Origin of the sequence: Pseudomonas sp. NFR02 (assembly GCF_900119375.1) — a bacterium.
Taxonomy (GTDB): Bacteria; Pseudomonadota; Gammaproteobacteria; order Pseudomonadales; family Pseudomonadaceae; genus Aquipseudomonas; species Aquipseudomonas paracarnis.
The window spans coordinates 1050145-1064172 of record NZ_FPJJ01000001.1 but is presented as its reverse complement, the minus strand read 5'-3'; the positions used below and the strand labels follow the sequence as shown (position 1 = coordinate 1064172).

13 protein-coding genes are annotated in these 14028 nt (G+C 60.9%); 7 read left to right on the top strand and 6 right to left on the bottom strand.

Going from position 1 to position 14028, the window contains the following annotated elements:
- Positions 1-5 precede the first annotated feature (5 nt).
- Entirely contained in the window at positions 6-1607 is a 1602-nt protein-coding gene (locus BT199_RS05030) for a L,D-transpeptidase family protein (RefSeq protein ID WP_020301790.1), read from the bottom strand.
- A gap of 39 nt (positions 1608-1646) precedes the next feature.
- On the opposite strand from BT199_RS05030, the gene BT199_RS05025 reads away from it, so the two are divergent.
- Together BT199_RS05025 and BT199_RS05020 are read left to right on the top strand one after the other, a co-directional pair.
- Complete coding sequence (locus tag BT199_RS05025; protein WP_019817186.1) at positions 1647-2375, top strand: murein L,D-transpeptidase catalytic domain family protein; 729 nt, start codon at positions 1647-1649, stop codon at positions 2373-2375.
- Between the two features lie 30 nt (positions 2376-2405).
- Positions 2406-3152 carry a creatininase family protein gene (locus tag BT199_RS05020; protein WP_014718778.1) on the top strand — a complete coding sequence of 249 codons (747 nt, stop codon included), beginning with the start codon at positions 2406-2408 and terminating at the stop codon, positions 3150-3152.
- A gap of 74 nt (positions 3153-3226) precedes the next feature.
- Here the strand turns inward: BT199_RS05020 and BT199_RS05015 are convergent, their stop codons facing one another.
- Positions 3227-3568 carry a hypothetical protein gene (locus tag BT199_RS05015; RefSeq protein ID WP_014718779.1) on the bottom strand — a complete coding sequence of 114 codons (342 nt, stop codon included), beginning with the start codon at positions 3566-3568 and terminating at the stop codon, positions 3227-3229.
- 45 nt (positions 3569-3613) lie between these two features.
- Positions 3614-4258: an ATPase gene (locus tag BT199_RS05010; RefSeq protein ID WP_072434048.1), complete on the bottom strand. Its 645-nt coding sequence runs from the start codon at positions 4256-4258 to the stop codon at positions 3614-3616.
- Positions 4259-4395: 137 nt separating this feature from the next.
- Between BT199_RS05010 and BT199_RS05005 the strand changes: the two genes are divergently transcribed.
- Positions 4396-4680 (top strand): hypothetical protein, encoded by a 285-nt coding sequence (locus tag BT199_RS05005; protein ID WP_014718781.1) that lies wholly within the window; start codon positions 4396-4398, stop codon positions 4678-4680.
- Here the strand turns inward: BT199_RS05005 and yfcF are convergent.
- Complete coding sequence (gene yfcF, locus BT199_RS05000) at positions 4639-5271, bottom strand: glutathione transferase (protein WP_058410523.1); 633 nt, start codon at positions 5269-5271, stop codon at positions 4639-4641. The genes BT199_RS05005 and yfcF overlap by 42 nt on opposite strands.
- 146 nt (positions 5272-5417) lie before the next feature.
- Between yfcF and BT199_RS04995 the strand changes: the two genes are divergently transcribed.
- Entirely contained in the window at positions 5418-6857 is a 1440-nt protein-coding gene (locus tag BT199_RS04995) for an alpha/beta hydrolase family protein (RefSeq protein ID WP_014718783.1), read from the top strand.
- On the opposite strand, the gene BT199_RS04990 is transcribed toward BT199_RS04995, so the two are convergent.
- Complete coding sequence (locus BT199_RS04990) at positions 6854-7396, bottom strand: DUF924 family protein (protein ID WP_072434047.1); 543 nt, start codon at positions 7394-7396, stop codon at positions 6854-6856. The two genes, BT199_RS04995 and BT199_RS04990, sit on opposite strands and share 4 nt — an antisense overlap.
- Before the next feature lie 71 nt (positions 7397-7467).
- Here BT199_RS04990 and BT199_RS04985 point away from each other — a divergent pair, with 71 nt between their 5' ends.
- Entirely contained in the window at positions 7468-8622 is a 1155-nt protein-coding gene (locus BT199_RS04985; RefSeq protein WP_072434046.1) for an acetyltransferase domain-containing protein, read from the top strand.
- A gap of 245 nt (positions 8623-8867) precedes the next feature.
- Here the strand turns inward: BT199_RS04985 and metE are convergent, their stop codons facing one another.
- Positions 8868-11156 (bottom strand): 5-methyltetrahydropteroyltriglutamate--homocysteine S-methyltransferase, encoded by a 2289-nt coding sequence (gene metE, locus BT199_RS04980; protein ID WP_072434045.1) that lies wholly within the window; start codon positions 11154-11156, stop codon positions 8868-8870.
- 344 nt (positions 11157-11500) lie between these two features.
- Between metE and BT199_RS04975 the strand changes: the two genes are divergently transcribed.
- Both BT199_RS04975 and BT199_RS04970 read left to right on the top strand, forming a co-directional pair.
- On the top strand, positions 11501-12598 hold the full coding sequence (locus BT199_RS04975) for a carboxynorspermidine decarboxylase (RefSeq protein ID WP_032896982.1): 1098 nt from the start codon (positions 11501-11503) through the stop codon (positions 12596-12598).
- 28 nt (positions 12599-12626) lie between these two features.
- Positions 12627-13871, top strand: coding sequence for a saccharopine dehydrogenase family protein (locus BT199_RS04970; RefSeq protein ID WP_019817179.1), 1245 nt, complete (start codon positions 12627-12629; stop codon positions 13869-13871).
- The last annotated feature ends 157 nt before the right edge of the window (positions 13872-14028 follow it).

Below are 14028 nucleotides of genomic sequence, written 5' to 3'. Positions count from 1 at the left end.
GTGCCCTAGAGCACGCTGCCCATGGCCTTGATCAACACCGGGTCACGCGCATAGATATCCGGCGCGTACACCAACTCGCCCTGACGATCCACTTCTACCGTCCAATACCCCAACAGCACCGGTACCGGCGTGGCCAGCCTGAATTCATGGGTTTCGCCGGTCGCCAGCAGCTCATCGGTGCGGGTGCGTTCGGCGGGCGTTACCAGCAGGTCGCGCAATAACAACGGTTGCTCGACCCGCACGCATCCCGAACTGAACGCCCGTGGGCCCTTGGTGAACAAGGGCTGGCTGGGGGTGTCATGCAGGTACACCGAATACGGATTGGGAAAGCGCATCACAATCTTGCCCAGCGGGTTACGCGGGCCGGCCTGCTGGCGCAGCAGGATATTGCCGGGGCGTGCCCAGTCGACCTGGTCGGGCGTCAAGGGGTGACCTTCGGCGTCGAGCACTTGCAGGTTTTGCTGACGCAGGTATTCAGGGTTGAGGCGGATGGCGGGCAGCTTGTCCTCGCGCATGATGGTGGGCGGGATGGTCCAGGTGGGGTTGAGGGTCAGCCGGGTGATGCGCGACTTGAGCAATGGCGTCTGGCGTTCGGCCCGGCCCACTTGAAGGCGGGTTTGCCACACCGGGATGCCGCTCTGGTACACGCTCAGTTGCGCGGCGGCCACATTGACCACGACGCCTTCAGGCTCCAGGTCCTGGGCCAGCCAGCGGAAGCGCTCCAGGTTGATGCGCAGTTGTTCACGACGCATCGCCGGGCTGATATTGAGTTCAGCCACGGTGCCGGCGCCGACCACGCCGTCGGCCTGCAACGAGTGGCTGAGCTGGAAGGCTTTCACCGCCTTGACCAATTCGCCCTGGTATTGCTTGCCGTTGCCGCTGGGCAACTGGGCCAGGTAGCCACCGCTGTGCAGGCGCCGCGCCAACTCCGGCACCCGGGCGTCGTTCATGCCCGGGCGCAGCAACGCGCCCTCGGCGACCGGGTCCCAATGGGGCAGCGGCTGCTGGCGCACGCCGGCATAGGCATTGCGCAGGCTGCGGTACAAATCGGCGCTGGGCCGCGCATGATCGAAGGCTTGGGCCATGTCTTGCAGGCCGGTGGCGGCGAACGCCAGTACTTGGGTATTCGGATCGCCACTGGGTGGCTGGGAGTGCCAGAGGGGCTCAAAGCGCGATTGCTGCAGGCGCCCGTAATGCAAATCCTGCAGGGCCTGCAGGTACTGCTGGCTGTTGGCGATATCGCTGCACAGCACGTTGGCCGTGGCATCCGCCGCGGGCAAGCTATAGTGGGTGGGGTCCAGGCCATCGTCGGCAAGCATCAGCAACTGGCTGTGCAAGGCATGCCGGCGTTCGTCAGCCGACCATAGCGGGGCATCGCCCTGCTGCTGGTAAAAGGCTTGTAGGCGCGCCAGCGCGGCGGCATCGATACGCGGCGCAAGGTGCGGGCAGACACTGGTCAACTGCGCTAACGCCTGTTGCAACGGCGCCAGCGCGACCGGCGCAGGGGTGGTGACGGGCAATGGCTCCACCGGCAGCGTTTCGGCTGTAGCGACCAATGGTGCAACGAGCAGGCAAATGCTCAAGTAACATGCGTGTTTTTTGAACAATTGACTTAGCTCCACTCCACAGCGGGGACTCGACTGTAGATGCTGACTTTTATACGCCTGCTCAGGCTAACCAGCCTGGGCTTGATCACTGGGTGCCTGGCTTTATTGAGCAATGTTGCGCTCGCCGCCAATGGCACCTCTCCTTCCCTGTATAGCAGCCTGGCGCGCTCGGCTCCAGAACTCAATCCCACCGTGCTGAAAAGCGCCCTGAGCGCCGTGCAGTGCGCGGTCAATAACGGCGAGGAGCGTTCCGATCGCCTTGCGGTTATTGACTACTCCCAGCCCTCGACCGCCCGTCGCCTATGGATCTTCGACCTGCGCAAAAAGACCTTGGTTCTACGCGACCTGGTGGCTCACGGTGCCAAGTCCGGGGAAAACTTCGCTACCCAGTTCTCCAATCTCGAGGGCAGCCACCAGTCGAGCCTGGGCTTGTTCCGCACCCAGGAAAGCTACCTGGGCGCCCATGGCTACTCGCTACGCATGGACGGTCTGGAACCCGGCTTCAATGACCAGGCCCGCGACCGCGCCATCGTGATTCATGCCGCCGACTACGTCAGCCCCTTGTGGAGCAAGCGCGAAGGCCGCATCGGCCGCAGCCAGGGTTGCCCGGCCGTGCGCCCGCAAGTTGCCCGTCAAGTGGTGGACAAGCTCAAGGACGGGCAGTTCATGTTTTCGTGGTACCCCGACCAGCGCTGGCTGAAGTCGTCGACCTACCTCAATTGCAAACCCCAACAGGTGGCGAGTAGTCGTACAATCCGTGGCGGATAGCCTGTCCCCATAGATAAAAGAGAGCGTCGCATGCTTCTACACACCTCCACCTGGATCGAAATCGGGCAGTTCCTGGAACGCAGCCGCACGGTGGTGATTCCCATCGGTTCCAACGAGCAACATGGCCCCACCGGCCTGCTGGGCACTGACTGGATGTGCCCGGAGATCATCGCCCACCACGCCCAGAAGCACGCCGACATCCTGGTCGGCCCGACCTTCAATATCGGCATGGCCCAACACCACCTGGGCTTTCCCGGCACCATCTCCCTGCGCCCTTCCACCTTTATCGCCGCGATTGGCGACTGGGTGCGCTCGCTGGCCGGGCATGGTTTCGAAAAGATCCTGTTCCTGAACGGTCACGGCGGCAACATCGCCACGATTGAAGCGGCGTTCTCCGAGCTGTACGCCGAAGCCAGCTTCGCCCGACGCCCGGCCGGGTTTGCGCTGAAACTGGTGAACTGGTGGGACCTGGAAGGCGTCACTGACCTGGCCCAGCGTCAATTCCCGGTGGGGCATGGCAGCCACGCCACGCCATCGGAAATTGCCGTGACGCAGTGGGCGTATCCGGATGCGATCAAGTCTGCCGAGTACTCACCGCAAATCGCCAACACTGGTCCGATCCGTGAAGCCCTGGACTTCCGTGCGCGCTTCCCTGACGGCCGCATGGGCTCGGACCCGGCGTTGGCTACTGTGGAGAAAGGCGGTGAGTTGGTGGCGTTGGCGGCGCAGGGATTGGTCAAGACCGTCGACAGCTTCAGCAACGAAGCCAAACCCTGATCCAAATGGGCGCCAATAGCCTGTAGGAGCGAGCTTGCTCGCTCCTACAGGATGGATTTGCGTTGTACCCGGCTTTATTTGCAATCCTGGGCGGCCTGCTCGAGCCTAGATGGCTTGATCGCCGAAGCCAACGGCTTGCGCTCATACAGGAACACTTTGGTGCCGTCCTGGGACTTGTAGGCCTCCAGCACATCATCGGCGGCAATCTTGCTGGTCAACAGCACCTTGGCGTGGCGCGAGTTCTGGGTGACGGTCGAGGTGATGCCGTGCTTTTCCAGCTTGGGCAATACGCATTGCACATAGCCATCGGGGGTCTTGTTGGTTTGCAGGGTCAGCGATGGGGCGTTGGGCGCCGTGATACAACCGGTCAGCAGCAACGAAGCACAAGCCAGGGCCGAGGCGAAGAAAGAGCGCATAAACATTCCTGAAAATAACCAAATAGGGTTCACAACCATCGCGGATCAACCTGCGCGAATCAGGGCCTTGAGCGACGCATCGAACTGCTTCAGGGCATCTTGCTGTACATCGCGTTGTTGCTCGATCAGTGCAGCAATCTCCGGCGCCGCCTTGTCGTGCACCCACACTGACGGCACGTGCTTATCCACCGAGCCTTCGGCCTTGGCGATAAATTGCAGGTTCGCGTCGTAGAAGCGTGCGACAAAGCGTGCTTCGACCCGGTCATTACGCTGGGTGAGCAATTGGTTATGGGTATCGAGCACCACCACCACATCCGGGTGCGCCTGCACCAACTCATCCAGGCTGCTATAGACCGTCACCGAGAGAAAAGTGCCCTGCAACGAGTGCATCAACCAGTCGATCGCCAGTTCCGGGTCGGAGCTGTTGACGAACGCCTCGCGAATCCGCCCATCCAGGGCATCCTTGGCGCCGTTCTGCGCCATGGCGTGGTAGCGTTCAAGGTAGCTGAGGTTGTCGCGGGTGTTTTCACTGAACAATACCCCCACCGACTGGGCACGCTGCAGGGAGTCTACGCTACCCACCAGTGGCAGCAAATGGCCTGTACGCACTTCATCGGCCATCGCCGGGGTGGTCATGACCGCGGTGCCCAGCATCAGGGCCATCAAAGCCAACTGGATAATCGTCCTCATCGCGCATTTTCCTTGGCTGCGTCTCGATGTGCAGATTCTGCGCGTTTGGCGAAAAAACAGAACTTGTGATCCTTGATGGTGACTATCATTTGAACCGATAGTGTCAGGCCGCCCATAAAATCTATAAGGACCCCGCCATGAAGCCCTACCAGAAAATCTTCGATCGTATCCGCGAGGCGGTACTGCCAGAGTTTCGCGAGCGAGTCGCCGACTACCTGGTTGAGTACGAAACCGTGTTGCTGAACTCACACGCCGACGCCGCGAAAAGCAGCGCCAGCGCCGAGCAATTGCGCGGTTATTTGCGCGGTTTGAACACCATGCGCGTGCTGGGCATGGCCGACTGGGAAGACCTCGACCGGCGTGTTGCCCAGCAGGCACAACTAGAGCGCGGGCCGTCGCAGCTCGACCCACTCGCGCACTGACGGCCGCTGCCACTGGCGTTGCGCGTAGGCCACCAGCTGCGCTGGCATGGCGTCACCGTTGAGGATCAGGCGATTGAGCATCACCGCCAGGTCCACATCGGCAATCGACCACTGGCCGCACAGGTACTCGCGGTTATCCGCCAGCAAGGCTTGCGCCGCGCTGATCAACTTGGTCGCGGCGGCTTGAGCCTCTGCTGACAACGGCGGCCTCTTCTGCCCGCAGAACACCACCAGGGTCGAGCGCTCCTGGCGAATCGGCAGCAAGTCGCTGCGCAACCACGCTTGAACCTGTCGCGCCCTCGCCCGCTGTTGCACATCCGCCGGGTACACGCGGGTTTCGGGGTAGGCCTGGTCCAGGTACTCGGTGATGGCCGAAGACTCAGACAATGCAAAATCACCGTCTACCAAGGTCGGCACTCGCTGGGTCAGGGAGCGTTGGGCGTAATCTGCCGCCTGGGTTTGCCCGGCATCGAGGTCCAGGGTGAGGGTCTCGAACGCCAGGCCTTTTTCGCGCAAGGCGACAAACACCGACATGGCATAGGGGCTGGTAAACAGCGAATCAACGTAGAGGTGCAGCGGGCCTTGGCTCATGGGCAATCTCCTGGGGTGAGGCGTCACGCTACGAGATGCCGGCCGATAAAGACAATGCAGGGTTTTTATGGGGGCATTCCTGGCGGGAATAGCGCGGCTAGTGGCAATATTATGGCTACCGCTGATTTTCAAGGAAGGAACAGCACATGAAACAAGCAGTTGTGGTTATCCACGGCATCGGCGAGCAGCGCCCAATGGACACCTTGCGCGGCTTTGTCGAAGCGATGATCCCCACGGACACCCCCGATGGCAAACCTCTGTACTGGAGCAAGCCGGATCGGCTATCGCGCAACTTCGACCTGCGCGTACTGAAGGCCTCGGGCCGTACCTCGACGGATTTCTATGAGTACTACTGGGCCCACAAGATGCAGGGCACCAAGTTCGGCCATCTGCTGGGCTGGCTGTGGGACATCTTCAAGCGCCCGCGTCGCGACATTCCCGAGGCCATCGTGCCGATCTGGCGCAGCACGCGCTGGACGGTGCTGGTGTTATTGCTGCTGGTTGCCAGCGGTACATTGGCCACGGCCTGGGGCCAATTGCCCCCCAGCGACAACCCCTTCGCGCTGATCCCCCTGCTGCTCGTGGCCATGGGACTGGGGCTGCGCTATTCGGCGCTGGCGTACCTGGGAGACGCCGCACGCTACCTCAGCCCCAACCCGCAGAACGTGAGGGTGCGCGAGCAGATCCGTGCCGACGGTGTAGACCTGCTGCGTGCCCTGCACAACCAGGGCGACTACGAGCGCATCATCGTCGTGGGTCACAGCCTGGGCAGCGTGATTGCCTATGACATCGTCGGCTACCTCTGGCATGAATACCACGACCAACTGACCCAACTGACCCCCAGCAACCGTGAGCTGGCGGCCCGTTATGCCAACCGCGAACCGCTGCAACCGGTGGTCAAGGATGCCCTGCCCGCCGCCGGCGCCTTGCTGGACGGCAGCCTGAGCAGCCTGTTGAATTTTCGTCAGCAACAGACCGAAGCTTTTGCCGAACAGCGCGGCCTGGGCAACCCCTGGCGCATCACCGACCTGGTCACGGTCGGCAGCCCAATGGCCCACGCCAGCCTGTTGCTGGGCCGCAGCGTCAGTGACTTCCAGCAGCGTATGGAACGCCGCGAAGCCCCGGCCTGCCCGCCCACCGAAGACACCCAAGGCTACGGCTACAACGCCCGCCAACCGCTGATGCTCGGCCAAAAGCCCTTCACCCCGCACTACCTGCACCACGCCGCAGCCTTTGCCGTCACGCGCTGGACCAACCTGTACTTCCCTGCCCCCTTCGGCCTGTTCGGCGATATCGTCGGCGGCCCGGTCAAGCCCGTGATGGGCGGCGGCGTGCTGGACTTGCCGGTGACCGTGGGCAATGGCAAAGGCTGGCTGGCCAAATCCTGGTTGAGCCACACTCACTATTGGAGCGAACGCGGCGGTACGCAGGGTTACCTCAGCGCACTGGGCAAGGATGAACAGGCGATCAACCAGGGCCCGCGTCCTTCGGCCACTGAAGCGTTGCGATGGGCGATTGACCTCAAGGGTGTGCGGCGGTTTCGCCGTGTTGGCGCCCAGCGAAGCCTGGCGCCAGAGCACGCCTAACCGGCGAAGCCACCGGCCTTGAGGAAGGCGCGTTCTTCGTCGGTGCTCGTCCTGCCCAACACCCCATTACGATGGGGAAACCGCCCGAACCGCTCGATGATGTCGGCATGCTCCTTGGCCCAGTGGTAGGTGCTGGCATCCAACTGCTGGTTCAGGGCCAGGGAGCGTTGCTGGTCCTGGGGGTCTTCCGAATGTTCAAAAGGCAAATAGCAGAACGCACGCAACAGAGGTTCAACCTGTTGATCCAATCCTGCGTCCACCATCTTTCGCGCATACAACCGCGCCAGCGGGTCGGTGGCGAACATATGCGCCGTGCCGCGAAAGGCGTTGCGCGGGTACTGGTCCAGCAGGATCAGTAACGCCAGCGCGCCATCCGCCGTGGTCAACCAGTCTTCGAGTTCACGCCGCGCCGCCTGCATATGAGTGGCGTGGAAGCTGTCGCGAAAGGTCGCATCGAACTCGTCGTCCTTGGCGAACCAACGCTTGGGCCCCGCCTGTTTCCAGAACGCGATTACGGCTTCGGCCGAGTGTGGGGTCATGCTTGTCATCAGCGCCTCGCTTAATGTTATAGAATAACGTCAATATTTTGCCTGCGTGTGATCCTTAACTTATGACTGACGCTATGACTTTACGCAAACGCCTGCTGTCCATCGACGCCCTGCGCGGCCTGGTGATCCTGTTTATGTTGCTGGACCACGTGCGTGAAACCTTCTTGCTGCACCGCCAGGTCAGCGACCCCATGAGCATAGACAGCACCGAGCCTGCGTTGTTTTTCAGCCGCACCCTGGCCCACTTGTGCGCGCCGGTGTTTGTGCTGCTCACCGGATTGTCGGCTTGGCTGTACGGCCAGAAATATCAGGGTCGTCGCGACGTGTCGGCATTCTTGTTCAAGCGCGGGCTGTTCCTGGTGGTGCTGGAATTCACCCTGGTCAACTTCGCGTGGACCTTCCAACTGCCGCCCAGCGTGATCTACATGCAAGTGATCTGGGCCATCGGCATCAGCATGATCGCCCTCGCCGCGTTGGTCTGGCTACCGCGTGCCTGGCTGATCGGCTTGGCGCTGGTGATTATCGCCGGGCACAACCTGCTCGATGGGTTGCACGTTGCAGCGGGCTCGATGTTGCATGTGCCGTGGACGATCTTGCATGAACGCAACTGGATTGAAGTCTCTGAAAACCTGCGCCTGCGCACCACCTACCCGGTGCTGCCATGGATCGGTGTGATTGCCCTGGGTTACGGCCTCGGGCCATGGTTTGCCGATGCCACGCTGCCGGCTGTGCGCCAGCGTTATTTACGGGTCGCGGGGGTGGGCGCGTTGGTGGGCTTTGGGTTGCTGCGCGCGCTCAACGGCTATGGCGAGCAGCCTTGGCAGGTGTATGACAGCAGCGTGCTGACGCTGATGAGCTTTTTCAACATCACCAAGTATCCGCCTTCGCTGTTGTTTCTGGCGTTGACCCTGGGGATTGGCTTGCTGTTGCTGCTGGCGTTTGAACGCGCGGGGCATAAGCGCTGGATCGGCGTGCTGGCGGTGTTCGGCGCGGCGCCGATGTTCTTTTATCTGTTGCACCTTTATGTACTGAAAATCCTCTATGTGGCCTGCGATGCGCTGTTTGGCCTCAACCATGGCAATTACTTTGGCTTCGACGGTATCGGTGCGGTGTGGCTGGCAGCGCTGCTGTTGCCGATTGCCCTGTACTTGCCGGTACGTTGGTTCGCCGGCCTGAAAGCACGGCGGCGGGACCTGGCGTGGCTCAAATACCTCTGACCTGATGCAGGCTAATTGTGCGGGGCGGTGTGTCAGCTACTAAATATTCAACTGAACCACCGCTTTCGCAGGCAAGCCAGCTCCCACACTGGTTACGCATCGCCCACATAATCAGCGCCTGCCACAGATCCCCTGTGCGGGCTTGCTCGCGAATACGGTGTGTCAGCCACTGCTGCTGTGACTGGAAGACCGCATTCGCGAGCAAGCCCGCTCCCACAGTTTTTAACCGCGCCCGGGCTCAGGAATCAGGCCAGTTCAGCACGCAGTTGGCGAGCGGCGGTGACCATATGAATGAGCGCCGCCTCGGTCTCCGGCCAGCCCCGCGTCTTCAAGCCGCAATCGGGGTTCACCCATAAGCGCTCTGCCGGAATCCGCTTGGCGGCCTTGCGCAGCAAGTTGGCCATTTCCGAGGCATCCGGCACCCGCGGCGAGTGGATGTCGTAGACCCCCGGGCCGATCTCATTCGGGTAGGCGAAGGCTTCGAACGCGTCGAGCAGCTCCATGTCCGAGCGGGAGGTTTCGATGGTGATCACGTCGGCATCCATGGCGGCGATGGACTCGATCACATCGTTGAACTCGCTGTAGCACATGTGAGTGTGGATCTGGGTTTCATCGCCCACGCCACTCGCGCACAAACGAAACACTTCAGTCGCCCAGTCGAGGTAGGGTTGCCACTGCGCCTGGCGCAACGGCAAGCCCTCACGAAAAGCCGCTTCGTCGATCTGCACGATCTTGATGCCGGCGGCTTCCAGATCGACCACTTCGTCACGAATCGCCAGGGCCAGTTGCCGGGCTTGCACTTCTCGGCTCACGTCTTCCCGTGGGAACGACCACATCAACATGGTCACCGGGCCCGTCAGCATGCCCTTCATCACCTTGTCGGTAAGGCCTTGGGCATAGCGAATCCACTCCACGGTCATGGCGTTCGGGCGGCTCAGGTCGCCGACAATCACTGCGGGTTTCACGCAACGCGAACCGTAACTCTGCACCCAACCGAACCGGGTAAACACGTAGCCATCCAGTTGTTCGGCGAAGTACTCGACCATGTCGTTACGCTCGGCTTCACCGTGCACCAACACGTCCAGGCCGAGGTTTTCCTGCACCTCGACAGCGTGCTTGATCTCACTGTGCATGGCTTCGACGTATTCGGCGTGGTTCAACTTGCCGGCCTTGTACGATTGGCGCGCCAGGCGGATCGACGCGGTCTGTGGGAACGAGCCGATGGTGGTGGTCGGGAACAGCGGCAGGTTAAGGCCGGCCCGTTGCTTTTCGATGCGCTGGGCAAACGGCGACTGGCGCTGGCTGTCCTGCGCCGTGATGGCGGCCACACGAGCTTGAACGGCAGGTTTGTGAATACGTGACGATGCGGCGCGAGCTGCCTGCACCGCGCGGCTCTCAGCCAGGGCGGTGAGTACACCAGGGGCTTCGGGCTGATCAACGGCCTTGGCCAGTAGCGCCACTTCCGCACACTTCTGCACGGCGAAGGCCAGCCAGCTTTTCAATTCGGCATCCAACTGGTCTTCCCGTTCCAGGTCCACCGGGCTGTGTAGCAGCGAGCAGGACGGCGCGACCCACAGGCGATCGCCCAACTTCTCATGGGCATGCTGCAAGGTGGCCAGGGCTTTTTCCAGGTCGCAACGCCACACGTTTCGGCCGTTGACCACGCCCAGGGACAGCACCTTGTACGCTGGCAGGCGGTCGAGGATGGTCGGGTACTGGTCCGGTGCACGCACCAGGTCGATATGCAGGCCATCCACCGGAAGATTGGCAGCCAGGCCAAGGTTTTCCTCCAGGCCGCCGAAGTAAGTGGCCACCAATTTTTTCAGCGGGTCGCGCTGGATCAGGTTATAGGCGCGCTCAAAAGCGTTCTTCCAGTCCTGGGGCAGATCGAGCGCCAGGATTGGCTCATCGATCTGCACCCATTCCACGCCCAATTCGGCCAGGCGCTGGAATATCTGGCCATACAGCGGCAGCAGTCGCTCGAGCAGGTCGAGCCTGTCGAAGTCAGCGCCCTTGGCCTTGCCCAGCCACAAATAGGTCAGCGGGCCGATCACCACGGGCTTGACGCTGTGCCCCAGGTCGAGGGCTTCCTGGACCTCTTCGAAGAGTTGATCCCACGCCAGGTGGAATTGCTGATCGACGCTGAACTCCGGCACCAGGTAGTGATAGTTGGTGTCGAACCACTTAGTCATCTCCTGGGCATGGGCACCGCCGCAGCAGCTGTCACTGACGCCACGGGCCATGGCGAACAAGGTATGCAACGTGGCCTGGCCATCGACCGGGCGGAACCGCTCAGGGACCACACCGAACATCAACGAATGGGTCAGCACCTGGTCGTACCAGGCGAAATCACCGACCGGCAACAGTTCGATACCGGCTTGCTGTTGCAGCGCCCAGTGGGTGCTGCGCAAGTCACGGCCAACGGCGCGCAGGCCGGCTTCGTCGAGCTCACCCTTCCAGAACGCTTCCTGCGCTTTTTTCAGTTCACGATCGCGTCCAATGCGTGGAAACCCGAGGGAATGAGCGACTGCCATGACTTACAACTCCGATGGTCTAATTGATGGCGGTCATTGTCGGCAGAGGGATGTCTTGAGACAAACTCATTTTGCTCTAGATCATCACAAGATTCACTCATGTTTAGGTGGGCATGATATTAGCGGCGCTACTGTGGGTGTTTGTAGTGCCAGAGCCGGCGTCATCGCGGCCTCGCTGAGGCCCGAGCGCTCCCACGGGGGGCGGGGTGATTCTTATGAACGGTCATACTTACGCCCTATGCTTAACGTGGCGCGCAAAATCCGCCGGCTAACCTTTCGATCTGTTCCAAGTGCGGGCACAATGCGTGTCCTTTTTTGGCAGGCACCGCCGCAGGCTCTCAAAAATGATCAAAACGCCGTACTACCTCATCGATAAACAGAAGCTTCTGGTCAACATGCAGAAGATTGCCTACGTGCGCGAACAGTCCGGCGCCAAGGCTCTGCTGGCGCTCAAGTGCTTTGCCACCTGGTCGGTATTCGACTTGATGCAGCAATACATGGACGGCACCACCTCGTCGTCGCTGTATGAGCTCAAGCTCGGCCGCCAGAAGTTCGAAGGTGAAGCGCATGCCTACAGCGTGGCCTGGGCCGACGATGAAATCGAAGAGATGCTGGAGAACTGCGACAAGATCATCTTCAACTCCATCAGCCAGCTGCAGCGTTTTGCCGAACGCAGCGAAGGCAAGACCCGCGGCCTGCGTGTGAACCCGCAGGTGAGCAGCTCTGACTACCTGCTGGCCGACCCGGCGCGCCCGTTCAGCCGCCTGGGCGAGTGGGACCCGGTGAAGATCGATGGCGTGATCGATCAGATCTCCGGTTTCATGTTCCACAATAACTGCGAGAACGGTGACTTCAGCCTGTTCGACAAAATGCTCGGCACCATCGAGGAACGCTTCGGTGCGCTGCTGCATAAGGTCAAGTGGGTCAGCCTCGGCGGCGGCATCCATTTCACCGGCGAAGGCTATGCACTGGATGCATTCTGCGCACGGCTCAAAGCGTTCTCCGAGAAGTACGGCGTGCAGGTCTACCTGGAACCCGGCGAAGCGGCGATCACCAACAGCGCCTCCCTGGAAGTCACCGTGCTCGACACTCTCTACAACGGCAAGAATCTCGCCGTGGTCGATAGCTCCATCGAAGCCCACCTGCTGGACCTGCTGATCTACCGCCTCAACGCCAAACTGGCGCCGAGCGAGGGTGAACACACCTACATGGTGTGCGGCAAATCCTGCCTGGCCGGGGACATCTTCGGCGAGTATCAATTTGATCGTCCGCTGGCCATCGGCGATCGGCTGTCGTTCATCGACACCGCAGGCTACACCATGGTCAAGAAAAACTGGTTCAACGGCCTGAAAATGCCGTCCATCGTAGTGAAACAACTCGACGGTACAGTCGAGGTGGTTCGTGAATTTGGTTACGACGACTACCTGTCCAGCCTGTCCTGAGCTGGCGGATAAAGGAGAGATAAAGCAATTGAAAAAGAACGTTCTTATCATTGGTGCAGGAGGTGTCGCCAAGGTGGTGGCCCACAAGTGCGCGCAGCACAACGACGAACTCGGTCGTATTGCTATCGCGTCGCGCAACATCTCCAAATGCCAGGCCATCATCGACAGCGTCAAGGCCAAGGGTAGCCTCAAGGTTCCCGCCGATATCCAGGCCTTCGCGCTGAACGCCCTGGACGTGGAAGCGACCAAGGCCCTGATCCGCGAGACCGATTCGCAGATCGTCATCAACGTCGGCTCCGCCTTCCTCAACATGTCGGTACTGCGTGCCTGCATCGACACGGGCGTGGCTTACCTCGATACCGCCATCCACGAAGAGCCGGGCAAGGTCTGCGAGACCCCGCCGTGGTACGGCAACTACGAGTGGAACCACCTGGAAGAATGCAAACAGAAGAACATCACCGCCATCCTTGGCGTGGGCTTCGACCCAGGTGTCGTCAACGCGTATGCCGCGCTGGCGCAGCAACAGCATTTCGACCGCATTGATTCGATCGACATTCTCGACGTCAATGCCGGCTCCCATGGCAAATACTTCGCCACCAATTTCGATCCGGAAATCAACTTCCGCGAATTTACCGGGCAGGTGTGGAGCTGGCAGAACAGCCAGTGGACCAGCAACACCATGTTCGAAGTCAAACGCACCGACGACCTGCCGGTAGTTGGCTCGCAGAACCTCTACCTCACCGGCCACGATGAAGTGCACTCGCTGTCGAAAAACCTCGACGTGCCCAACGTGCGTTTCTGGATGAGCTTCGGCGAACACTACATCAACGTGTTCACCGTGCTGAAAAACCTCGGCCTGCTCTCCGAACAGCCGGTCAAGACCGCCGAAGGCCTGGAAGTGGTGCCGTTGAAAGTGGTCAAGGCCGTGCTGCCCGACCCGTCTTCGCTCGCCCCGGGCTACACCGGCAAGACCTGCATCGGCGACCTGGTCAAAGGCACCAAGGATGGCCAACCGCGTGAGATGTTCATCTACAACGTGGCTGATCATGAAGAGGCCTATGCCGAGACTGACAGCCAGGGCATCTCCTACACCGCAGGCGTACCACCGGTAGCCGCTGCACTGCTGGTGGCGCGTGGCGAGTGGGATGTGAAGCACATGGCCAACGTCGAGGAACTGCCAGCTGAGCCGTTCCTCAAGGCGCTGGATGTGATGGGCTTGCCGACTCGGATCAAAGACGAGAACGGTGATCGGGCCTGGGATGCGACGGCCTGATAGGCCATAGCTGACCGAGCAAAAAATGCGCCCAAAGGGGCGCATTTTTTGTTTTGGCTCACCTACAATTCGAAGAACAATGAGGATCAAAATGTGGGAGCTGGCTTGCCTGCGATGGCGACCAGTCAGTCAATGATTCTTCAACTGAGCCACCGCT

Bases quoted from the DNA above. Each gene is read 5' to 3' on its own strand.
- metE (WP_072434045.1), bottom strand. From the start codon at position 11,156: ATGGCAGTCGCTCATTCCCTCGGGTTTCCACGCATTGGACGCGATCGT.
- BT199_RS04990 (WP_072434047.1), bottom strand. From the start codon at position 7,396: ATGACCCCACACTCGGCCGAAGCCGTAATCGCGTTCTGGAAACAGGCG.
- BT199_RS04985 (WP_072434046.1), top strand. From the start codon at position 7,468: ATGACTGACGCTATGACTTTACGCAAACGCCTGCTGTCCATCGACGCC.
- BT199_RS05005 (WP_014718781.1), top strand. From the start codon at position 4,396: ATGAAGCCCTACCAGAAAATCTTCGATCGTATCCGCGAGGCGGTACTG.
- BT199_RS05025 (WP_019817186.1), top strand. From the start codon at position 1,647: ATGCTGACTTTTATACGCCTGCTCAGGCTAACCAGCCTGGGCTTGATC.
- BT199_RS05010 (WP_072434048.1), bottom strand. From the start codon at position 4,258: ATGAGGACGATTATCCAGTTGGCTTTGATGGCCCTGATGCTGGGCACC.
- BT199_RS04995 (WP_014718783.1), top strand. From the start codon at position 5,418: ATGAAACAAGCAGTTGTGGTTATCCACGGCATCGGCGAGCAGCGCCCA.
- BT199_RS04975 (WP_032896982.1), top strand. From the start codon at position 11,501: ATGATCAAAACGCCGTACTACCTCATCGATAAACAGAAGCTTCTGGTC.
- BT199_RS05020 (WP_014718778.1), top strand. From the start codon at position 2,406: ATGCTTCTACACACCTCCACCTGGATCGAAATCGGGCAGTTCCTGGAA.
- BT199_RS05015 (WP_014718779.1), bottom strand. From the start codon at position 3,568: ATGCGCTCTTTCTTCGCCTCGGCCCTGGCTTGTGCTTCGTTGCTGCTG.
- yfcF (WP_058410523.1), bottom strand. From the start codon at position 5,271: ATGAGCCAAGGCCCGCTGCACCTCTACGTTGATTCGCTGTTTACCAGC.